The following is a 22,229-nucleotide window of genomic DNA, read 5'->3' on the forward strand; positions in this document are numbered from 1 at the left end:
AAACCGGATGTGCGACGTCTTTGTCGTGGAGGGGCAACCGCCGTTGGTTACCTGTGTTGATTGTTTAGCAAGAGATGAGCCAAATCAGCCGAGCAACTCGCTCATGGCGATAATCTGCTCAGCCACCTGGATCAGTTTCTGCTGGCGGCTCATGGCCTGCCGGCGCATCAGGGTGTAGGCCTCTTCCTCATTGCAGTCTTTCATTTTCATCAACATGCCCTTGGCCAGTTCGATGCGTTTGCGCTCGGCCAACTGTTGGTCCCGGGCCTGAAGCTGGGCGCGCAGGGCCTGGTCGCTTTCGAAGCGGGCCATTGCCACGTCGAGAATCGGCTGCAGGCGCTGGGCCTGGATACCTTCGACGATGTAGGCGCTGACGCCAGACTTGATTGCCTGGCGCATCACATCCGGGTCATGTTCATCGGTAAACATCACGATCGGCCGGGGTTGGTCGCGGCTGACCAGCACCACCTGTTCCATCACATCGCGGCCCGGTGACTCGGTATCGATCAGGATCACGTCCGGGCGCACCGTTTCGACGCGTGCCGGCAGGTCGATGGTCAGGCCCGACTCATCGATCACCTCAAAACCGGCTTCGATCAGTGCGGTTCTGAGGCGTCCGACCTTGCGCGGGGTGTCATTGATCAACAGGATTCGTAGCATGGAAGTACTCCTGTCAGCGCAAGGCTTGGCGGCTGGCGTGATCGGCCAGCGCATGCAGGCGAAAGCTGCGGGCGTAGTCGGCCGGGTCAGAGCCATCCCACACCTTGCCGTCGATCAACTGGCTGCTGCGCATGTCGCGTTGCGCTGCACTGATGCCCAACGCCTCGGCCGCCTGGCGATACAGCGCCAGTTGCTGCACCTGGCGCGCAACGCCCAGGTAGTCGGGGTCGTCGCGCAGCAGGCCCCAGCGGCGAAACTGGGTCATGAACCACATGCCGTCGGAGAGGTACGGCAGGTTTACCTCGCCGTCAGCAAAAAAGCGCAGCGAGTGGGGGTCTTGCCACTGGTTGCCCAGGCCGTCGTCATAAGTGCCCAGCAGGCGCGGTTCGATGCAATTGAGCGGGGCATCCAGATAGTCACGGCCGCTGAGCAACTGCGCGGTGGAACGGCGGTTTTCGGTGCTCTCTTCTATAAACCGGCTGGCTTCGAGGATGGCCATCACCAATACCCGGGCGGTATTGGGGTATTGGTCGACGAATGCCTGGGTGCAGCCGAGCACTTTTTCCGGATGATCGGGCCAGATCGCCTGGGTGGTCGCCAGGGTAAAGCCCTGGCTTTGCGCGACTGCGCTGGCGCTCCAGGGTTCGCCGGCGCAAAAGCCGTCGATACGCCCGGCCTGCAGGTGTGCAACCATTTGCGGGGGCGGGACCACGACGCTGTCCACGTCCTGCAACGGATGAATGCCTTGGCTTGCGAGCCAGTAATACAACCACATGGCGTGCGTGCCTGTGGGAAAGGTCTGGGCAAAGGTCAGTTTTGTTCGGCTTTGGTGCACGTGGCGGTCCAGTGCCTCAGGAGTGACCACCCCCTGCTGCTGCAGGCCGTGGGAGAGGTTGATGCTCTGGCCGTTCTGATTGAGCCCCATCAATACCGCCATCTCGGTGGGCGCGACGCCGCCGATACCCAGGTGCACGGCATAGATCAACCCGTACAGGCTGTGGGCGGCGTGCAGTTCGCCGCTGACCAGTTTATCCCGCAGGTTGGCCCATGAGGATTGGCGCTTGAGGTTCAGGGTCAGGCCATAGGGCTGGGCGAAACCCTGGGTCGCGGCCACCACCAGGGACGCGCAATCGCTCAAGGCCATGAAGCCCAGGTCGAGGCTGCTCTTTTCCGGGGCATCACTGCCGTTGACCCATGCCAGCGGGTCGTTTATCGGGCTGTTGCCAACCGAATCGCTCATCAACACCTACCTTTTCTTTCAAAAAAAAGCGCCGTTCCCGCAGATGACGGTGCACGCCATGGCGGGTAACGACGCCTTTGTCCATCAGCCCGCTCCGCCGTTGGTGCGCGCTTTGATACGGAGTGCATAGCAAGGCACATGCCACGGGCCGGCAGGGGCAATCGCTCGTCAACTTTCCATCAAGATTGAAATCGGGCTGGCTCTCAGTATGGCCGCTTCTTAAACCCAGGCCGCCCCAGGAACCCCACGGTGTACGCTGATTTCACTGCATTGATGTCTCGCCTGCGGCGTTGTCGCGGGCTGCTGTTTGCCGCGCTGATGCTGGGGAACATGCTCGCCAGGGGCGCCACCTATGAAGCGCGGGACGAGAGCCTGCACACTGTTTTCAGCGCTTTGTCGGTGCCCTTGGGCGTGCCCGTGGTTGTGAGCCGGGAAGTGGCGCGTCAACGTTTCAGTGGGGTGCTGGCGCTCGACGCATCGCAACAGACGCTGGAGTCCCTGGCGCTGCAGCACGGCTTGATCTGGTATGGCGATGGGCAAGCGATTTTTGTCTATGACGCCAGTGAGGCGAAAAGCTCGGTGGTGGCGCTGCGGCATCTTTCCATCGACCGGTTTCGCAGCCTCATGCGTCGTTCGGGGCTCGATGAGACGCGCTACCCCTTGCGCGTCAGCGAGGGGCGCACCTTCTATGTGTCGGGGCCGCCCAACTACGTCGACCAGGTGTTGCGCCTGGCTCAATTGATGGACCGCCAGCGCGCCGGGCTGCGCGTGGGTAGCCAGGCCTTTGGCGTGGCTCACGTGCTGAATACCCCTGTGGCCGACCGCGAGTACGCCATGGGCGACCAGAAGGTGACCGTGCCGGGCATGGCGTCGACGATCCAGGCCCTGCTGGCGAGTGAGCACAAGGGGCCGCTGGCTGACCGGAGCCTTGGGGTGACCGCTTATGCCGATACCAACAGCCTGCTGATCAAGGGTAAACCTGCACAGGTGAAGTTTATCGAGCAACTGGTGGCGGAACTGGACACGCCCAGGCGAGCCGTCGAAGTCTCGTTGTGGCTGGTGGACATGAACCGTGACGACATGAAAAAGCTGAACCTCGTCCCGGACAATCAAACCAGCGCATCAAACGCGCACGTTCCGGCGCCGCTGGAAGACCGGCAGTTGATGGAGCAGATCGCCGCGCTTGAACGTCGACGCCGTGCAAGGGTGGTGACGTTACCGGTGGTGCTTACCCAGGAGAACGTACCGGCCGTGTTCGAAGACAACCATACCTTTTACCTGCCGGCTCCCGGAAACGACACGGCTGACTGGAAACCTGTGCCCTATGGTTCTCAGGTCAGTGTGCTGCCGCGCATTGTTGAAGCGAATCAAATCGAGATGTTGCTCAATGTGCAGGATGGCCGCCAGGTCAGTGAGGTGGGGCGGCGTAGTAAACCCACAGCCGTTGGGCGTGTGAGTGTGAGCACGGTGGTGCGCGTGCCCCAGGGCCGGCGCCTGTGGCTGGGAGCGTTCCGGCGTGACGCGCGCGAGCCGGCGTACGGCGTGGCGCGAAGCGATCCTGCCGAGGTTCGTCTGTTTGTGGTTCAGGCCCGGGTGGTCAGCAGCGAAGGGCAGGGCATGTCTGCAGGCTTGGGGCCTCCGCCCTTGACTGCGGCGCAGTACGAGCGGGTGCAACGCGCGTTTGTACGACCGGGCAGTGATCTCTCTCCGTGAATAAGGCGTTAACCCATGCATCTGGAAATTCTTCTGCAGGAACAACTGATCAGTCGCAGGCGCCTGGCCGCCTTTGCGCCTGGGAAGGTGTTGCCGTTGGCGCCCACGGTCATCCATAGCGTTGAGGTGCGGGTCAACGGCCAGCTGTTTGCCTTGGGTGAGCTGGTGCAGTTGGAGGATCGACTTGGGGTTGAGCTGTACGAGGTCTATCAACAATGGGCGCCAGATGGTTGAAGAAAATTCCGACAGGGCAGTTCTTGAAGTCGCCGGATCTATGGCTTTTTTCCTAGCGTGGCTTGCGAAGCAGGTTTCTATAGTCGTGGCGTGGGCGCTGGAGCCCGTATGGAAAATAAGGATTTCAATGTCATTAGTTGGATGCCGAGGTAGCTATGGCCGTCGTGGATGAACGTATGCCGACGACTTCACTGGTCTTTGCCCATTGGACGTTGCATGGCGATGGCCGCCTGACCGGCAGGACCACGGACGTTCAACTGCCGCCCAAGGAGTTGCAGGTTCTGCGGTTGCTGTTGGGGTCTGGCGGGGTGCTGATGACCAAGGATCATCTGTTGGAGCAGGCGTGGCCCCAGGGGGAAGTTGCCGAGGAGTCGCTGACACGTTGTATCTATTCGCTGCGCAAACACCTTGGCGCCGACAAGACATTTATCAAGACGATCTATGGCAGAGGGTATCGCTTTACATGCCCAGTGGAGACCGAGACGCGCATGAGAGCGGCTGGGCAGGTGTGCTTGACCTGCGGCCGAGTCAGCCATGGGTAGGTTCTGGCGCAGGGCCTTCCTGTTTATGGCGGTGATGAGCAGTGAGCAGGCGCTGGCCTTTTGCTGGGAGGAAACGGCCCGTCGCTACGATATCGAGCCGGAATTGCTGCAGGCCATCGCTGCCGTGGAGTCGGATAATCGGCCAGAGGCGGTCAACCCTGCCAACCGCAACGGCAGCCGGGATATCGGCCTGATGCAAATCAACAGCATCCATTTGCCCCGCCTGCTCCAGTCGGGCATTACCGAGGAGCGGCTATTGCGTGAGCCCTGCCTGTCGGTGGAGGTGGCGGCTTCGATTCTGGCCGAATTCATCCAGCGGTTTGGCTACAACTGGACGGCGGTGGGGGCCTACAACGCGGGCACCGGGCCCGAGCGTGAGGCACTGCGCATGCGCTATGCAGAAAAGATCTGGTCGCGTTATGAGGCGCTGATGCAGCAGCGTTAGTAAGGTTTGGCCGGCACGCCTCGCGTGCATGGTGTGACCCCGGCTATAATCGGCGCCACCTTTCGCTGCCATCCGAGTCTAGCCCGCCCATGTATACCCTGGCCCGCCAGCTGTTGTTCAAACTCTCCCCGGAAACCTCCCACGATCTGTCCCTGGACCTGATCGGCGCGGGCGGCCGCCTGGGGCTCAATGGCCTGGTATGCAAGGCACCGGCAAAAATGCCGGTGTCGGTGATGGGGCTCGATTTTCCCAATCCGGTCGGGCTGGCTGCGGGCCTGGACAAGAATGGCTCGGCCATCGACGGCTTCGCGCAATTGGGTTTTGGCTTTGTCGAGATCGGCACCGTGACGCCGAGACCGCAACCGGGTAACCCCAAGCCGCGTATTTTCCGCCTGCCGGAAGCGCAGGCGATCATCAACCGCATGGGCTTCAACAACTTGGGCGTTGATCATCTGCTGTCGCGGGTTCAGGCCGCCAAGTACAAAGGCATCCTGGGCATCAACATCGGCAAGAACGTTGACACCCCGGTCGAGCGTGCGGTGGATGATTACCTGATCTGCCTAGACAAGGTCTACGCCCACGCCAGCTACGTCACCGTCAACGTCAGCTCGCCCAACACCCCGGGTCTGCGCAGCCTGCAATTTGGCGACTCGCTCAAGCAACTGCTCGAAGCCTTGCGCCAGCGCCAGGAAGACCTGGCCGTGCGCCACGGCAAACGCGTGCCCCTGGCCATCAAGATTGCCCCGGACATGAGCGATGAAGAAACCGTGCTGGTAGCCCAGGCGCTGGTGGATGCCGGTATGGATGCGGTGATTGCAACCAACACTACCCTGAGCCGGGTCGGCGTCGAAGGCCTGGCCCATGGCGATGAAGCCGGTGGCCTGTCGGGCGCGCCGGTACGGGACAAGAGCACCCATATCGTCAAGGTGCTGGCTGCCGAGCTGGCCGGTCGTTTGCCGATTATCGCGGTAGGCGGTATTACCGAAGGTAAGCATGCGGCCGAGAAGATCGCCGCGGGCGCCAGCCTGGTGCAGTTGTACTCCGGTTTTATCTATAAGGGCCCTGAACTGATCCGCCAGTCGGTGGATGCGATTGCGGCATTGCCCAAAAAAGCCTGAGCCACAGCCCATAAAAAGGGCTCCATAAAGGAGCCCCCTGGGCCGAAGCCCGCCGCCCGGATAGGACGTGCGTGGTTAAGTCGTTACATATTCAAAGGTGGTGTGTCGGAATTAAGTGCCCTGATTAGCCGACGGCGTGAAGTTCGTTGAGTCTGTGGATTCCCGCAGTGCCAGTCATACCGTCCCAGTTGTCGCCGCGTCCTTCTCGCCAGCCGTTGATCCAGGCTTGGCGTACCGACGGTAGAGTAAATGGGCAAAGCTCACGGGATTTGCCATGAACGCCATATTGATATCCGCGTAAAAAAGCTCTTTCCAACGGATCACGCTTAAGTCTTCTCATAGGGTGTTTCCCTCACTTGTTGACTGTCTTGATATCCTTCGGCCTCGTCTGAGGCCGGGCAGAGTTTTTCTGCCGTTGGTGGGCTCGCTGCCGGCGTGGCGAGCCAAGTGTCGGCGTCGTTACGGCGCCAACCTGTGTTGAGTTCTAACCAATAGGTCACATGGATTCAATGATCGTTTTGTCATAAGCACGTAACGATAACGATGCTATAGCCATAAGCTGGGCTGGCTTTTCGCCCCATTTGTGTGGCAAAGCCAGCTATGATGCAGCCTGCATAGAGGACGGGTTGAGTCCTTAAGTGAGAATGTCCTCCTGTTGCAGTCGGTTTTTATTCGACGAAGGGTCGGAATATTTCTTTTTGTTGCTTAAAAAATTCATCCTGCCCCGTCACTAAAGGCTCAAGGGCCCGGCAGACGGGGTGGAACGGCACATTCGTGCCACGCGAGCACTCTTCAAGAAAAGTGCTCGATTGAAAATCGAACCGGCGATGCGTCGCCCGTTCACTTATCGCTGAAAAGCCTGGAATGCCCCATGTCGGACCGTTTTGAACTCTTCCTCACTTGCCCCAAAGGCCTCGAAGGCCTGCTGATCGAGGAAGCCGTCGGGCTTGGCCTTGAGGACGCGCGCGAGCACACCTCGGCCGTGCGCGGCATGGCCGACATGGAAACCGCCTATCGCCTGTGCCTCTGGTCGCGCCTGGCCAACCGTGTGCTGCTGGTGCTCAAGCGCTTCCCGATGAAGGACGCCGAAGACCTCTACCACGGCGTGCTGGATATCGAGTGGGCCGATCACATGGTGTCTGACGGCACCCTGGCGGTGGAATTCAGCGGTCACGGTTCGGGCATCGACAACACCCACTTCGGCGCGCTGAAGGTCAAGGATGCAATCGTCGACAAATTGCGCACCCCGACCGGCGAACGGCCCTCCATCGACAAGATCAACCCGGACCTGCGTATCCACCTGCGCCTGGACCGTGGTGAAGCCATCCTGTCCCTCGACCTCTCCGGCCACAGCCTGCACCAACGCGGTTATCGCTTGCAGCAAGGCGCGGCGCCGCTGAAGGAAAACCTGGCGGCCGCGATCCTTATCCGCGCTGGCTGGCCGCGTATTGCCGCTGAAGGCGGCGCGCTGACCGACCCGATGTGCGGCGTCGGTACGTTCCTGGTCGAAGGCGCGATGATTGCCGCCGACATGGCGCCCAACCTCAATCGCGAACTGTGGGGCTTTACGACCTGGCTGGGTCACGTTCCGGCGCTGTGGAAGAAACTGCACGCAGAGGCCACTGAACGCGCGGCCATCGGCATGAACAAAACCCCGCTGTGGGTACGTGGCTACGAGGCGGACCCGCGGTTGATCCAGCCCGCGCGCAACAACATCGAGCGCGCCGGCCTGAGCCACTGGATCAAGGTGTATCAGGGCGAAGTGGGCACCTTCGAGCCGCGCCCGGACCAGAACCAGAAAGGCCTGGTGATCTGCAACCCACCCTACGGCGAACGCCTGGGTGACGAAGCCAGCCTGTTGTACCTCTACCAGAACCTTGGCGAGCGTCTGCGCCAGGCGTGCATGGGTTGGGAAGCGGCGGTATTCACCGGCGCGCCGGACCTGGGCAAGCGCATGGGCATCCGCAGCCACAAGCAGTACTCGTTCTGGAACGGCGCGTTGCCGTGCAAATTGCTGCTGATCAACGTCAACCCGGACCAGTTCGTCACAGGCGAGCGCCGCACCCCGGAGCAGCGCCAGGCCGAACGTGAGCAGGCCGCTTACGATCAGGCCCCGGTCGAGCCGCAAGAGCGTCAGTACAACAAGAACGGTAACCCGATCAAGCCGGCCCCGGCCCCGGTGGTGGAGCAGGCGCGCTTGAGCGAAGGCGGGCAGATGTTCGCCAATCGCCTGCAAAAGAACCTTAAGTTGCTGGGCAAGTGGGCCAAGCGCGAAGGCGTGGACTGCTACCGTGTGTACGACGCCGATATGCCGGAATACTCCATGGCCATCGACCTGTACCACGATTGGGTCCACGTACAGGAATACGCCGCGCCCAAGTCCATCGACCCGGAAAAAGCCTCCGCGCGCATGTTCGATGCCCTGGCCGCCATCCCCCAGGCACTGAACATCGACAAGAGCCGCGTCGTGGTCAAGCGTCGCGAGCGCCAGAGCGGCACCAAGCAGTACGAGCGCCAGAGCGCCCAGGGCAAGTTCACCGAGGTCAGCGAAGGCGGCGTGAAGTTGCTGGTCAACCTCACCGATTACCTGGACACCGGCCTGTTCCTGGACCACCGCCCGATGCGCATGCGCATTCAGAAAGAGGCGGCCGGCAAGCGTTTCCTCAACCTGTATTGCTACACCGCCACCGCCAGTGTGCACGCGGCCAAGGGCGGCGCGCGCAGCACCACCAGCGTCGACCTGTCCAAGACCTACCTGGACTGGGCCCGTCGCAACTTCTCGCTCAACGGTTTCTCTGACAAGAACCGTCTGGAGCAGGGTGATGTGATGGCGTGGCTGGAGGCCAGCCGCGATGAGTTCGACATGATCTTCATCGACCCGCCGACCTTCTCCAACTCCAAGCGCATGGAAGGCATCTTCGACGTGCAGCGTGACCACGTGCAGTTGCTCGACTTGGCCATGGCCCGCCTGGCACCGGGCGGCGTGCTGTACTTCTCGAACAACTTCCGCAAGTTCCAGCTCGAGGACAACCTCAGCGCACGCTATGCGGTCGAGGAAATCAGCGACAAAACCATCGACCCGGATTTTGCGCGTAATGCCAAGATCCACCGGGCCTGGAAAATCACCGCTCGCTGATCGCCGTAGCCAACAGCCGCACGCCTGGTTTATTCCGCGCTTGCGGCTTTTTTGCGCTGGTCAAACCCTGGGTCGGTAGCTATAACTAAGGCCTAGCCAAAGTGACACCCCCGCACGCTGGCGTTGTGAGTGTTGCCTATGCCGTTGCAAGCTGTCCGCCCGAAAATCCTAGGCTTTATCAGTGAACAGGCGTCGGCTTGGCTGGTGGCATTGGTGGTGTTTCTGTCAGGGTGTGCCCTGACACTCGTCGTCGCCTGGGCCGCCTCCGATCTCTATCAGCAACAGGTGCGCCAGCGCTTCCAGTTGCTGGTCAACGAGCGGTATACCCGCTTGCAGGAACGCTTCGATGATCAGGAACAACGCCTGAACAGCCTGCGAAGGTTCTTCGTTAACTCCAATGATGTGTCCCGCGAAGAGTTCGATGGTTTCGCCCAGCCTTTATTGCTGCGCGCCCGTGCCTATGCCTGGGCGCCGCGGGTATTTCATGAGCAGCGCAGCCAGTTTGAGCAAGAAGCGTCGCGCTTGCGCGGTGAGCCTTTTACGATCCGTGAATTGAACTCGGCCGGTGAGTTGGCCCCGGCGCCGGAGCGCAATGAGTACGTGCCGGTACTCTACATCCAGACACAAAGCCAGCTGGGGTCGCCCCTGGGCTTTGACCTGCTGGCCCAGCCCCTGCGGCGCTCAACCCTTGAGCGCGCACAAAAGAGCGGCCGGTTGGCGGTGTCCCAACCTATGCAATTGGTGGGCGTGGAGCCCGCCTACGCCACCGGGGTATTGCTGGTGGCGCCAGTCGCTTCGGAGCAGTCCGCGACTGAGTTTCGTGGCTATGTGATGGCCGTCATCAGCATGCGCCAACTGATGGCCGACGGTTTGCCCAAGCCGGAGCGGGACAACCTGGTGATGCAGATCATCGATACCTCCGACCAGCAAAGCCGCGTGCTGTATGCCTCCGACACTACGTTGGGCGACAGCGGGCTGGTGGGCGCGCGCCGTCTTACCCTGGGTGACCATGTTTACGCGCTCACCCTGCGCCCGAGCCGGGTGTTCTACCAGTCCAACCATTCTTCGCTGACCGCCATCCTGACCATGGGTGGGTTGCTCAGCCTATTGCTCAGCGCCTTGCTCTATGTGCTGGTCAGCCAGCGCCAGCGCGCCTTGAAACTGGTGGAGCAACGCACCGTACAGTTGCGCCTGCGCGAGCAGGAATTGCGCGACGCCCACGGCCAATTGCGCAGTGTGCTGAATGCCGCCACCCAGGTCGCGATCATCGCCACTGACCTGCGGGGCGTCATCAATACGTTCAATGCCGGTGCCGAACAGATGCTCGGGTTCACGGCCGAGCAGGTGGTGGGCAAGTTGACCCTGGAGAGCCTGCACCTGCCGCAAGAGCTGGAAACGCGCTCCGCCAGCCTGAGCGTGACCCTGGGCAAGCGCATTCCCGCCAGCCAGGCGATGCTGGGAGAAAATACCGACAACCTGCATGAAGCCCACGAATGGACCTTGGTGCGCCGCGATGGCAGCCAGTTGACGGTGAACATGCTCGCCACGGTGTTACTCGATGATCATGGTTTGTGGATCGGGCACTTGGCGATCTACCTGGATGTTACCGAGCAGAAGCGCGCCTACGAGGCCTTGGCGGCGCGCGACCGCCTGTTGAAGAAACTCAGCGCCCACGTGCCCGGCGGGATTTTCCAGTTCACCCTGGAACCCCAGGAGAACTGGCGCTTTATCTATGCCAGTGATGGCATGCGCGACATTTATGAAATCGAAACGGGGGTGTTGCAGCAGGACGCGAAGAAGGCCTTCGAACGTATCCATCCGCTGGATGTGGAACGTGTGCGCGACTCGATACGGCTGTCGGCGTTGCAGTTGAGTCACTGGCGCGAAGAGTACCGGGTGATGCTGCCGCAACGCGGCCTGCGCTGGATTCGTGGCGAGGCTACCCCCGAAGAGTTACCCGGTGGCGGTACGTTATGGCACGGCTATGTGTCGGACATTTCCGATCTCAAACGGGTGGAAGAAGAGCTGCGGGCGCTGTCCATTACCGACTCTCTCACCGGTATTCATAACCGTCGTTATTTCCAGGATCGTCTGAAGGCCGAGATGGTTCGGGTCAACCGGACTTGCGGGGCGCTGTCGGTGATCATGCTGGACATCGATCATTTCAAACGGATCAACGACAAGCATGGGCATGCCGTCGGCGATGGCGTGTTGCAGGAGTTATGCAAACGCATCAGCCAGCGCCTGCGGCGCACCGACGTGTTCTGCCGCTTGGGGGGCGAGGAGTTCATGGTGCTGTGCCCCAACACTGACGGTGAGCAGGCCTATAACCTGGCAATGGATCTGTGGCAGTCGCTGCGCAACGAGCCGATGGCCCCGGTGGGTATCGTCACCGCCAGCTTTGGTGTGGCCAGTTGGCGGGTCGACGAAGGCATCGATGGCTTGTTGCTGCGCGCGGACTCGGCGGTTTACTTGGCCAAGCAGACGGGCAGGGACCGGGTGGAAACCGAACTCTTGCGGGTCTGATGGCCGACGCAGGGCAACAGGTGTGCGGTGTCTGTCAGAGTACGGGAGCCGCGGCCGCCAGTTTAGGCTGGCGATACAGGTCCAGCAGCACCTGATCCAACACCGACGAAGCGCCCCATGGCTTCGGATCATTCAGAATCGCTACCACTGCCCAGGTGTTGCCGTTGTTATCACGGCTGAACCCGGCGATGGCGCGCACGGTGTTCAAGGTGCCGGTCTTGACGTGGGCTTCGCCGCGCATGGCGGTGGTCTTCAGGCGTTTGCGCATGGTGCCGTCAGTGCCGGCAATCGGCATCGAGCTGATGTATTCCGCGGCATAGGGACTTTTCCACGCGGCTTGCAGCATGGCGGCCATCTCGCGGGCGCTGACCCGTTCGGCACGGGACAGGCCGGAGCCGTTCTCCATCACCAGGTGCGGCGCGGTGATGCCTTTCTTCGCCAGCCACTGGCGCACCACGCGTTGCGCGGCCTTGGCATCGTCACCATCGGCATCGTTGCGAAACTGCGCGCCGAGGCTCAGGAACAGTTGCTGGGCCATGGTGTTGTTACTGTATTTGTTGATGTCGCGGATGATTTCCGCCAGGTCCGGCGAGAATGCACGGGCCAGCACCTTGGCATCCTTGGGGACCGGTGCCTGGATATCACGGCCCTGGATGCTGCCGCCCAGTTCCTTCCAGATCGCACGCACGGCGCCGGCGGTGTAGGTGGCGTGGTCCAACAGTGACAGGTAGGTCTGCGAACTGCAGCCGTCGGCCAACTGGCCGCTGACGGTGACCGTCACGCTGCCATCGGCGGCGGTGACCGGGTTGTAGCGCACGTCACCGGTGCATTGCTTGGCGTTGGAAACCTTGACCTGATTGTCGATGCGAATACTGGCGATCGGCGGCTCGACCGACACGATCACGCGCCCGGAGTCATTGCGGGTCACGAAGCGCAAGGCCTTGAGGTTAACCAGCAACGCGTCGGGCTTGACCAGGAACGGTTTGTTCTCGTCATTGCCATCGTCGTTGAACTCGGGCAACTGCGGCTGGATAAAGAAGCCGCGGTCCAGCACCAGGTCGCCGGTGACTTGCTGCACGCCGTTGGCGCGCAGGTCGCGCATCAGCAGCCAGAGCTTTTCCATGTTCAGCTTGGGATCGCCGCCGCCCTTGAGGTACAGGTTGCCCTGCAACACGCCACCGCTGAGGGTGCCGTCGGTGTAGAACTCGGTTTTCCACTGATGGTTGGGCCCGAGCATTTCCAGGGCCGCGTAGGTGGTGACCAACTTCATGGTGGACGCGGGGTTCACCGAGACGTCGGCATTGAAGACGGTGGGGGTGCCTGGCCCGTTGAGGGGGATCATCACCAGGGACAGCGCGGTATTTTGCAGCTTGGCCTTCTGAAGGGCCTGCGCAACGTTGGGTGGCAGGGTGTTATTGACTGGGGCGGCCTTGGCGCAGAAGGCCAGTGGCAGAAGAAAACCGGCAAACAGAACTGAACGCAACGAGGGGGAACGCAACGATTTGATCATAAAGAATAAAACCCTACTGCTGAGGAGGGTGAAAAAAGGCGAGGGGTATGGATGAAAATCCCTCAATGGTCATGAAAGTGTCGGCATTATGCCCCAAGGTAGGCGCACTTGTAGCTGAACCATAGCTGGAAATCGGCGTTTTTTTGCCCGCATCGCACCGCCTGTCCCAGAGAGTCGGGCAATCGCCGCCTTAAACTGCTAAAGTGCCGCCCGTTATTACTTAAGAGGATTGTTCCAATGGCGACTAACCGTTCCCAGCGTCTGCGCAAAAAACTGTGCGTTGATGAATTTCAAGAGCTGGGTTTCGAACTGAACCTGGACTTCAACGAAGGCCTGAGTGAAGAAGCTATCGACGCTTTCCTCGAAGCATTCATCAAAGAAGCCATGGAAGCCAATGGCCTGGGCTACGTCGGCGGCGATGACTACGGTCTGGTTTGCCTGCAGAAGCGTGGCTCGGTATCCGAAGAGCAGCGCGCTGCTGTCGAAGCCTGGCTGAAAACCCGTTCCGAGCTGACCAAGGCTGAAGTCAGCCCGCTGCTGGACGTGTGGTATCCGGAAAAGCCGATCAACGCGGCCAAGTGATACTGAAAAAAACGGCGACCTGAGGGTCGCCGTTTTTTTATGCCTTGCGCCAGTTCAGAATCAGCAGTGTCAACACCCCCGCGACAATTCCCCAGAACGCCGACCCGATGGAAAACAACGTCAAGCCTGACGCGGTGACCATAAAGGTGATCAGCGCCGCTTCCCGTTCCTTCGGCTCGTTCATGGCGATGCTCAGGCCATTGATGATCGAGCCAAACAACGCCAAGGCCGCAATGGACAGCACCAGTTCCTTGGGCAACGCGGCGAACAGTGCCGCCAACGTCGCGCCGAACACCCCGGCAATCCCGTAGAACACACCGCACCACACGGCTGCCGTATAGCGCTTGTTACGGTCTTCATGGGCATGGGGCCCGGTGCAGATAGCCGCGCTGATGGCCGCCAGGTTGATGCCATGGGAGCCGAACGGTGCCAGCACCAACGAGGCCAGGCCTGTGGCGGTGATCAGCGGCGAGGCCGGCACGTTGTAGCCATCGGCCCGCAGCACGGCGACGCCCGGCATGTTCTGTGAGGTCATCGCCACCACGAACAGCGGAATGCCGATGCTGATGGTCGCCGCCACTGAAAAATGCGGCGTGGTCCATACCGGCGTTGCCACTTCCAGGTGAAAGCCGCTGAAATCCAGCAACCCCATCAGACCCGACAGTGCAGTGCCGATCACCAGCGCGGCCAGCACCGCATAGCGCGGCGACAGGCGCTTGATGATCAAGTAAGTGAAAAACATTCCCAGCACCAGGCCGGTGCGATGTTGCGCGGCGACGAAAATCTCGCTGCCGATCTTGAACAGAATGCCGGCGAGCAAGGCCGCCGCCAGCGACGCCGGAATGCGCTTGACCAGTTTTTCAAAGCTGCCGGTCAGCCCGCAGATGGTTACCAGCACCGCACAGGTGATGTAGGCACCGATGGCTTCGCCATAAGTCACGCCGCCCAGGCTGGTGATCAATAGCGCGGCACCCGGCGTGGACCAGGCGATGGTAATGGGCGTGCGATAACGCAGGGACAGGCCGATGCTGCACACCGCCATACCGATGGAAATCGCCCAGATCCACGACGAAATCTGCGCCGTGGTCAAGCCGGCGGCCTGGCCGGCCTGGAACATCAGCACCAGAGAGCTGGTGTAGCCGGTCATCATGGCGATAAAGCCTGCGACGATGGCCGAGGGGGACGTGTCGGCCAGCGGGCGCAAGGGCGCTTGAGCGGCGTCGGTCATGGTGAGGTGTTCCTTTTACCGGAGAAATTACAGATTCAAGCCTAAACTCAAACATGACCGCCCCTTGCAATACAGCCGAGGCCGCAAACAGCCGTACAGTGTGTTGGCGCATTGGGTTGTGTACAATGTGCCACGTTTTTAGGTGATACTTGCCAGCGACCCGTTGTTGCCGTATTACCCTAAAGTTGCCGTATTACCGTTAATTCGCCGCCGTTCTCCCTACCCGAGTGCCCATGAACGAACAGTTGCAACCTCTCAAGAAACAACCGCGAGCCGGCAAGGCCGGACGCAGCGGAACCCAGGACGATATCGTCTACGCACATATCTTCGAGGCCATCCTCGAACAACGCCTGGCGCCCGGAACCAAATTGAGCGAAGAGGCACTGGGCGAAATCTTCGGCGTGAGCCGCACCATTATTCGCCGCGCCCTGTCGCGCCTGGCCCATGAGGGCGTGGTGCTGCTGCGGCCCAATCGCGGTGCGGTGGTTGCCAGCCCCAGTGTCGAAGAAGCGCGCCAGGTGTTCCTCGCGCGGCGGCTGGTGGAGCGGGCGATCACTGAATTGGCGGTGCAACACGCCACGGCCGAGCAGTTGGCCGAGTTGCGCCAGATGGTCAATGACGAACGCGACAGTTTCTCCCGTGGGGACCGTGGTGCGGGTATCCGCCTCTCCGGCGAGTTCCACCTCAAGCTGGCCGAGGCGGCCAAGAACGCCCCGCTGATCAGCTTCCAGCGCAGCCTGGTGTCCCAGACATCGTTGATCATCGCCCAGTACGAAAGCGGCAACCGCTCGCACTGTTCCTACGATGAGCACACCCAATTGATCGATGCGATCGAAGCCCGCGACGCGGCGCTGGCGGTGAACCTGATGATGCATCACATGGATCACATCGACAGCAAGCTCAACCTCGATGAAGAGAGCGCGTCGGATGATTTGCATGCGGTGTTTTCGCATTTGTTGCAGACCAAGAAGCCGGGGCGCTCTTCTATAAAGTTGTAAACCCGATCAGAAATGTGGGAGAGGGCTTGCTCCCGATAGTGCTGTATCAGTCACCTCATTCAGTGACTGACACCCTGCTATCGGGAGCAAGCCCCCTCCCACATTTGTTTTGTGTTGTGGCTGAAACTAGCGTTGATGCACGAGTTGGCCGGCGGCATAGGTCTGCAACACCGTCCGATCATCCCCCAGCGTCATGAGTACAAACAACGTCTCGGCGATGTTGTTGGCCTGCTTCAGGCGATAGCTCAGCAGCGGCGTGGCGTTATAATCCAGCACCAGAAAATCCGCATCGGTGCCCGGCTGCAAGGTGCCGATCTTGTCTTCCAGGCGCAGCGCCCGCGCGCCGCCCAGCGTCGCCAGGTACAGCGATTTGAACGGGCTCAAGCGCGCGCCCTGCAACTGCATGACCTTGTAGGCTTCGTTGAGAGTTTGCAGCAGCGAAAAGCTGGTGCCGCCGCCCACGTCCGTGCCCAGGCCGACATTCAATTTGTGTTTCTCTGCCATCGGCAGGTTGAACAAGCCACTGCCGAGGAAGAAGTTCGACGTCGGGCAGAACGCCACCGCCGAGCCGGTCTCCGCCAGCCGCGCGCATTCGTCATCGCACAGGTGTACGCCGTGGGCAAACACCGAACGCTCGCCCAGCAGGTTGTAGTGGTCATACACATCCAGATAGCCGCTGCGCTCGGGGAACAACGCTTTCACCCATTCGACTTCCTGTTTGTTCTCACTGATGTGGGTCTGCATGTACAGATCCGGGTATTCCCCCAGCAGTTGCCCGGCCAATGCCAATTGTTCCGGCGTGCTGGTCGGCGCGAACCGCGGCGTGACCGCATAGTGCAGGCGGCCCTTGCCGTGCCAGCGCTCGATCAGTGCCTTGCTTTGCTGGTAGCCGGATTCGGCGGTGTCGGTGAGGTAGTCCGGCGCGTTGCGGTCCATCATCACCTTGCCGGCGATCATGCGCAGGTCGAGCTTCTCGGCCGCTTCAAAAAAAGCATTCACCGATTGCGGGTGCACGCTGCCGAATACCAGCGCGGTGGTGGTGCCGTTGCGCAGCAGTTCCTTGATAAAAATGTCCGCCACTTCTTCGGCATGGGCCTTGTCGGCGAACTGGCTTTCACACGGGAACGTGTAGGTGTTGAGCCAATCCAGCAACTGTTCGCCATAGGCGCCGACCATGCCGGTTTGCGGCAGGTGGATATGGGTGTCGATCAGGCCTGGGGTGATCAGTGCGTCCTGGTAATGGGTGATGTCGATATCGGCCGGCAGGGTCGGCAGCAGGTCGCTGGCGTGGCCGATGGCGCTGATCTGGCCGTTATCGATTACCAGCAGGCCGTCTTCGAAATATTCGTAGGACGCTTCGATGCCCACTTCGGCGGGGTCGGCGAGGCTGTGCAGGATGGCGGCGCGGTAGGCTTTGCGAGTCAAAGGCATGCTGTTCTCAATTGATAGCTTGGCTGCGACGCGAAGCCGGCAGCAGTTTGGCAATGGGTTCGGCGTTCGCGGTGTGCTGGCCGAAATGGGCGTTGTAGGTGGCGATGATTTCCCCGGCGATGGAGATGGCAATCTCCACCGGCAATTTGCCCTTCACCTCGGTGAGGCCCATGGGGCAATGCATGCGTTGCAATTGCGCGGCGTCGAAGCCGCGATCACGCAGGCGGTGTTCGAACTTCACACGTTTGGTCTTCGAACCGATCAGGCCGAAGTAGGCAAAGTCATTGCGTTTGAGCAGGGCGGCGGTGAGTTCCAGGTCCAGCGCGTGATTGTGCGTCATGACGATGCAGTAACTGCCCATGGGCAAGTCGGCAATTTCGTCCACCGGCTCGTCGCTAACGATTTTACGTACGCCCGGAGGAATATTTTCCGGAAACTCCTGCTCGCGTGAGTCGATCCAGCGCACTCGGCACGGCAGGCTTGCCAGCAAAGGCACCAGCGCACGGCCGACATGGCCGGCGCCAAACACCGCGATCTGCGCCTGCACCCGGCCCATGGGTTCGAACAGCAGCACGGTCGCGCCGCCGCAGCATTGGCCCAGGCTGGCGCCGAGGCTGAAGCGCTCCAGATGGGTGGTCTGCCGGCCGTGCGCGAGCATATCGCGGGCGAGCTGCATGGCTTTGTATTCCAGGTGCCCGCCGCCGATGGTGTCGAAGGTCTGCGTGGCGCTGATCACCATCTTGGAGCCGGCGTTGCGCGGCGTGGAGCCGAGTTCTTCGATGATGGTCACGAGTACGCAGGGTTCGCCACGGTGTTGCAGGTCGGCGAGGGCGCTGATCCAGTTGTTCATAGTCACCTCTTGTGGTGTCTGCCAGGCCGCTATCGGGGGCAGCGCCTCGGTCCTAAAGCGAAGCCGATTCGGTTTCAGTCTCTACAGGCACAACCGCCTGCAACCGCCGCATCTGCTCGCATCCCCACAACACCCGCTCCGGCGTCGCCGGCGCATCGATCTGGGGCTGCTGGCGATAGTCAGCCAGGCTCGCCACGGCATCCTTGATCGCGCACCACGACGCAATCCCGAGCATGAACGGCGGTTCGCCCACAGCCTTGGAATGGAACACCGTGTCTTCCGGGTTCTTGCGGTTTTCCACCAGCTTCACGCGCAGGTCCAGCGGCATGTCGGCCACGGCCGGGATCTTGTAGCTGGCGGGGCCATTCGTCATCAGCTTGCCCTTGTCGTTCCACACCAACTCTTCCATGGTCAGCCAGCCCATGCCCTGGATGAAGCCGCCTTCCACCTGGCCGATGTCGATGGCCGGGTTCAACGAGGCGCCGACGTCGTGGAGGATATCGGTGCGCAGCATTTTGTATTCACCGGTCAGGGTGTCGACGATCACTTCGCAGCAGGCCGCGCCAAAGGCGTAGTAATAGAACGGACGCCCACGGGACTGGCTGCGGTCGTAGAAGATTTTCGGGGTCTTGTAGAAACCGGTGCTCGACAGCGACACCTGGGCGAAATACGCCTGCTGGATCAACGTCTCGAAGGTCAGGATCTGCTCGCGCACGCGCACATGCCCGTTATGGAATTGCACGTCGGCTTCGCTCACGTCGTACTTGCGCGCGGCAAATTCCACCAGGCGCTGCTTGATGGTTTCGGCGGCGTTCTGCGCGGCCTTGCCGTTCAGGTCTGCACCGCTGGAGGCGGCGGTCGGCGAGGTGTTGGGAACCTTGTCGGTGTTGGTGGCGGTGATCTGCACGCGGTCGATGTCGACCTGGAACACCTCGGCCACCACCTGGGCGACCTTGGTATTCAGGCCCTGGCCCATTTCGGTGCCGCCGTGGTTCAGGTGGATGCTGCCGTCAGTGTAGATATGGATCAGCGCGCCGGCCTGGTTGAGGAAGCTGGCGGTGAACGAGATCCCGAATTTCACCGGGGTCAGCGCCAGGCCTTTCTTGAGGATCGGGCTGTGCGCGTTGTACAGGCGAACCGCTTCGCGGCGCTCGGCGTACTGGCTGCTGGCCTCAAGCTCGGCGGTCATTTCTTCGAGCATGTTGTGCTCGACGGTCTGGTAGTAGTGGGTGACGTTACGCTCGGTCTTGCCGTAGTAGTTGGCCTTGCGCACTGCCAGCGGGTCCAGCGCCAGATGCCGGGCGATGGCGTCCATCACTTCCTCGATGGCGACCATGCCTTGCGGGCCACCGAAGCCACGGTAGGCGGTGTTGGACGCGGTGTTGGTCTTGCAGCGGTGGCCGTTGACGGTGGCGTCGCCCAGGTAATACGCATTATCGGCGTGGAACATGGCCCGGTCGACAATCGAGTTGGACAGGTCCGGCGAGCAGCCGCAGTTGCCCGCCAACTCCAGGTTGATGCCGTGCAGGCGCCCGTTGTCGTCAAAACCCACGTCGTATTCGATGTAGAAGGGATGGCGCTTGCCGGTCATCAGCATGTCTTCCACGCGTGGCAGGCGCATTTTGGTCGGTTGGCCGGTCAGGCGCGCGACCACCGCGCACAGGCATGCCGGGCTGGCCGCTTGGGTTTCCTTGCCGCCAAAACCACCGCCCATGCGGCGCATGTCGACGACGATCTTGTTCATCGACACGTCGAGTACTTCGGCCACCAGCTTTTGCACTTCGGTGGGGTTTTGCGTGGAGCAGTAGACGATCATGCCGCCGTCTTCGGTAGGCATTACCGAAGAGATCTGGGTTTCCAGGTAGAAGTGTTCCTGGCCGCCGATATGCAGCGTGCCCTGGATACGGTGTTTCGCGGTGGCCAGTGCGCCCGCCGAATCACCGCGTTGGTGGGTGTGGCTGTCGAGCACGAAGTGCTTGTTGCGATAGGCCTCGATCACATCCAGCACCGGCGCCAGGTCTTCATATTCGATCACGGCGGCCATCGCGGCCTTGCGTGCGGTGTCCAGGTCGCGGGCGGCCACCGCCAGCACCACCTGGCCGACGAACTGCACCGTGTCGATGGCCAGCAGCGGGTCGCCGGGCAGCAGCGGGCCGATGTCTTTGAGGCCCGGTACGTCTTCGTGGGTGATGACGATGCGCACGCCGTCAAAGGCGTAGCACGGCGCGGTGTCGATACTGAGGATTTTCGCGTGGGCGCGGTCGGACATGCGCGCATACAGGTGCAATTGGTTGGGGAATTCCAGGCGGTCATCAATGTACTGCGCTTCACCGCTGACGTGCTTGGCGGCGCTGTCATGCTTGACGCTGCGACCTACCCCGGTGGTCAGGTCCTGGGCGAACAATTGGGCGAGTTCGGCCTGGGTTTTTTCCACGGCGTGATGGTTAGACATAAGCGGTCACCCGAGTCTCGATGTGCGGCGTTTGCAGTTCGATGAAGTATTTGCGCAGCAGGTTCTGGGCGCTGAGCAGGCGGTATTCCTTGCTGGCGCGAAAGTCCGACAGCGGGGTGAAATCCTCGGCGAGGGCGGCGCAGGCTTTTTCCACGGTGGCGGCGTTCCAGGTGGCGCCGATCAGTACGCTTTCGCAGTGCTTGGCGCGTTTTGGCGTGGCCGCCATGCCGCCGAACGCCACGCGTGCATCGCTGACCACGCCGTTGTCGAGCTTAAGGTTGAAGGCTGCGCACACCGCTGAAATATCATCGTCCAGACGCTTGGAGACCTTGTAGGCACGGAACAGAGCATGGCCCTTGGGCACGATGATTTTTTCGATAAATTCGCTGTCCTGGCGGGCGGTGACGCGGTAGTCGATAAAGTAGTCTTCCAGCGCCAGCGTACGTCGGGCTTCACCCTTGCACAGCACGATCTGCGCGCCCAGGGCGATCAACAGCGGCGGCGAGTCACCTATCGGCGAGGCGTTGCCGATATTGCCGCCCAGGGTGCCCTGGTTGCGGATTTGCAGGGAGGCGAAGCGGTGCAGCAAATCGCCGAAGTCCGGGTATTCGTGGTGCAGCGCGCCGTAGCAATCGGACAGCGGTGTGGCGGCGCCGATTTCCAGGCGGTCGTCGAACGACTCGATGCGCTTCATCTCTTCGATATTGCCCACGTAGATCATCACCGGCAGCACGCGGTGAAACTGCGTGACTTCCAGCGCCAGGTCGGTACCGCCGGCCAGCAAGCGCGCTTGCGGGTAGGCGTCATAGAGATCGGCTAGGTCGGCCACGGTGAGCGGCACCAGGCAGCGTTTGTCGCCGCTGTTGAGTTCGCCGGTTTGCGTGGGGGCGATGGCCTTGAGGCGGGCAATGGTCTCGGCCTGGCGGCTGTCGAACTGGTCCTGCGGCTTGTTGCAGCAAGCTTGTTCGGCGGCGGCGAGGATCGGCCGGTAACCGGTGCAGCGGCACAGGTTGCCGGCCAGGGCTTCGTGGGCCTTGGCGCTGTCGGGGGTGTCGCTGTTCTTTTGCAGGGCAAACAACGACATCACAAAACCCGGTGTGCAAAAGCCGCACTGTGAGCCGTGGCACTCGACCATGGCCTGCTGCACGCTATGCAGTTGGCCCTGGTGCTTGAGGTCTTCGACGCTGATCAGCTGCTTGCCGTGCAGCGACGAGACAAAGGTCAGGCACGAATTGAGGCTGCGATAACGGATCCGCTCGGCGCCTTGATCGTCGGTATGCAACTCGCCGACCACCACGGTGCACGCGCCGCAATCGCCGCTGGCGCAGCCTTCCTTGGTGCCGGGCTTGCCCACATGCTCACGCAAATAGTTGAGCACGGTCAGGTTGGGGTCCAGGGCGTGCTCGCTACGGAGTTCCTGGTTGAGTAAAAACTGGATCACGGAAGGCCTCGCAGACTCATTATTGTTGTTAACCGCTTTGCGCCGAATCTAGTCATGTCTGACTTTTCGGTCAATGGTTTTCTGACCTAAGGGTCAAGAAATTGCGATCACAACCTGTTCAAT

Annotated in this window: 18 protein-coding genes; 9 read left to right on the top strand and 9 right to left on the bottom strand. The window is 61.2% G+C overall.

All coding sequences use genetic code 11. The features are described 5' to 3' along the window. Positions 1-84: 84 nt before the first annotated feature. Positions 85-660, bottom strand: coding sequence for an ANTAR domain-containing response regulator (locus AB4N98_RS19800; RefSeq protein WP_017527464.1), 576 nt, complete (start codon positions 658-660; stop codon positions 85-87). A 13-nt stretch (positions 661-673) separates the two neighbouring features. After that, the gene (locus tag AB4N98_RS19805) at positions 674-1,900 is read right to left on the bottom strand and encodes a CmpA/NrtA family ABC transporter substrate-binding protein (RefSeq protein WP_460148872.1); all 1,227 of its coding nucleotides are present in this window, start codon (positions 1,898-1,900) and stop codon (positions 674-676) included. Positions 1,901-2,149: 249 nt separating this feature from the next. Here AB4N98_RS19805 and sctC point away from each other — a divergent pair, with 249 nt between their 5' ends. The 5 genes from sctC (at position 2,150) to AB4N98_RS19830 (ending at position 5,952) form a co-directional block, all read left to right on the top strand. Beyond that, positions 2,150-3,613 carry a type III secretion system outer membrane ring subunit SctC gene (gene sctC / locus AB4N98_RS19810; protein ID WP_083221658.1) on the top strand — a complete coding sequence of 488 codons (1,464 nt, stop codon included), beginning with the start codon at positions 2,150-2,152 and terminating at the stop codon, positions 3,611-3,613. Positions 3,614-3,628: 15 nt separating this feature from the next. Next, on the top strand, positions 3,629-3,847 hold the full coding sequence (locus AB4N98_RS19815; RefSeq protein ID WP_017527467.1) for a FliM/FliN family flagellar motor switch protein: 219 nt from the start codon (positions 3,629-3,631) through the stop codon (positions 3,845-3,847). Positions 3,848-4,002: 155 nt separating this feature from the next. Next, on the top strand, positions 4,003-4,389 hold the full coding sequence (locus tag AB4N98_RS19820; RefSeq protein WP_065878199.1) for a winged helix-turn-helix domain-containing protein: 387 nt from the start codon (positions 4,003-4,005) through the stop codon (positions 4,387-4,389). Continuing rightward, positions 4,382-4,834 (top strand): transglycosylase SLT domain-containing protein, encoded by a 453-nt coding sequence (locus tag AB4N98_RS19825; protein ID WP_017527469.1) that lies wholly within the window; start codon positions 4,382-4,384, stop codon positions 4,832-4,834. The genes AB4N98_RS19820 and AB4N98_RS19825 overlap by 8 nt, the downstream gene beginning before the upstream one ends. Before the next feature lie 89 nt (positions 4,835-4,923). Beyond that, on the top strand, positions 4,924-5,952 hold the full coding sequence (locus AB4N98_RS19830) for a quinone-dependent dihydroorotate dehydrogenase (RefSeq protein ID WP_017527470.1): 1,029 nt from the start codon (positions 4,924-4,926) through the stop codon (positions 5,950-5,952). Positions 5,953-6,076: 124 nt separating this feature from the next. Here AB4N98_RS19830 and rmf read toward each other — a convergent pair whose 3' ends face one another. Beyond that, positions 6,077-6,292, bottom strand: a complete 216-nt coding sequence (gene rmf, locus AB4N98_RS19835) for a ribosome modulation factor (protein WP_002553055.1) — start codon at positions 6,290-6,292, stop codon at positions 6,077-6,079. Between the two features lie 531 nt (positions 6,293-6,823). Here rmf and rlmKL point away from each other — a divergent pair. Continuing rightward, positions 6,824-9,088, top strand: a complete 2,265-nt coding sequence (rlmKL, locus tag AB4N98_RS19840; RefSeq protein WP_017527471.1) for a bifunctional 23S rRNA (guanine(2069)-N(7))-methyltransferase RlmK/23S rRNA (guanine(2445)-N(2))-methyltransferase RlmL — start codon at positions 6,824-6,826, stop codon at positions 9,086-9,088. A 138-nt stretch (positions 9,089-9,226) separates the two neighbouring features. Further along, a complete protein-coding gene (locus AB4N98_RS19845) occupies positions 9,227-11,614 on the top strand; it encodes a sensor domain-containing diguanylate cyclase (protein WP_460148873.1) in 2,388 nt (795 codons plus the stop codon). A gap of 34 nt (positions 11,615-11,648) precedes the next feature. Here the strand turns inward: AB4N98_RS19845 and dacB are convergent, their stop codons facing one another. Next, on the bottom strand, positions 11,649-13,124 hold the full coding sequence (gene dacB / locus AB4N98_RS19850) for a D-alanyl-D-alanine carboxypeptidase/D-alanyl-D-alanine endopeptidase (protein ID WP_017527473.1): 1,476 nt from the start codon (positions 13,122-13,124) through the stop codon (positions 11,649-11,651). A gap of 237 nt (positions 13,125-13,361) precedes the next feature. Here dacB and AB4N98_RS19855 point away from each other — a divergent pair, with 237 nt between their 5' ends. Next, the gene (locus AB4N98_RS19855; protein ID WP_003193255.1) at positions 13,362-13,706 is read left to right on the top strand and encodes a YggL family protein; all 345 of its coding nucleotides are present in this window, start codon (positions 13,362-13,364) and stop codon (positions 13,704-13,706) included. A 37-nt stretch (positions 13,707-13,743) separates the two neighbouring features. On the opposite strand, the gene AB4N98_RS19860 is transcribed toward AB4N98_RS19855, so the two are convergent. Further along, positions 13,744-14,934: a benzoate/H(+) symporter BenE family transporter gene (locus AB4N98_RS19860; RefSeq protein WP_017527474.1), complete on the bottom strand. Its 1,191-nt coding sequence runs from the start codon at positions 14,932-14,934 to the stop codon at positions 13,744-13,746. A 233-nt stretch (positions 14,935-15,167) separates the two neighbouring features. Here AB4N98_RS19860 and AB4N98_RS19865 point away from each other — a divergent pair, with 233 nt between their 5' ends. Beyond that, positions 15,168-15,932: a GntR family transcriptional regulator gene (locus AB4N98_RS19865; RefSeq protein WP_015885332.1), complete on the top strand. Its 765-nt coding sequence runs from the start codon at positions 15,168-15,170 to the stop codon at positions 15,930-15,932. A 126-nt stretch (positions 15,933-16,058) separates the two neighbouring features. On the opposite strand, the gene guaD is transcribed toward AB4N98_RS19865, so the two are convergent. Genes guaD through xdhA form a run of 4 tightly spaced genes read right to left on the bottom strand, consistent with a single transcriptional unit; the run spans position 16,059 to position 22,106 of the window. Then, positions 16,059-17,363: a guanine deaminase gene (guaD, locus tag AB4N98_RS19870; RefSeq protein ID WP_223494739.1), complete on the bottom strand. Its 1,305-nt coding sequence runs from the start codon at positions 17,361-17,363 to the stop codon at positions 16,059-16,061. A 7-nt stretch (positions 17,364-17,370) separates the two neighbouring features. Continuing rightward, a complete protein-coding gene (xdhC, locus tag AB4N98_RS19875; RefSeq protein ID WP_065878193.1) occupies positions 17,371-18,213 on the bottom strand; it encodes a xanthine dehydrogenase accessory protein XdhC in 843 nt (280 codons plus the stop codon). Between the two features lie 52 nt (positions 18,214-18,265). After that, positions 18,266-20,665: a xanthine dehydrogenase molybdopterin binding subunit gene (xdhB, locus tag AB4N98_RS19880; RefSeq protein ID WP_460148874.1), complete on the bottom strand. Its 2,400-nt coding sequence runs from the start codon at positions 20,663-20,665 to the stop codon at positions 18,266-18,268. After that, entirely contained in the window at positions 20,658-22,106 is a 1,449-nt protein-coding gene (xdhA, locus tag AB4N98_RS19885; protein WP_065878191.1) for a xanthine dehydrogenase small subunit, read from the bottom strand. Before xdhA ends, xdhB begins: the two co-directional genes overlap by 8 nt. Positions 22,107-22,229 lie beyond the last annotated feature (123 nt).

It is taken from the genome of Pseudomonas sp. S3_E10 (assembly GCF_054667615.1).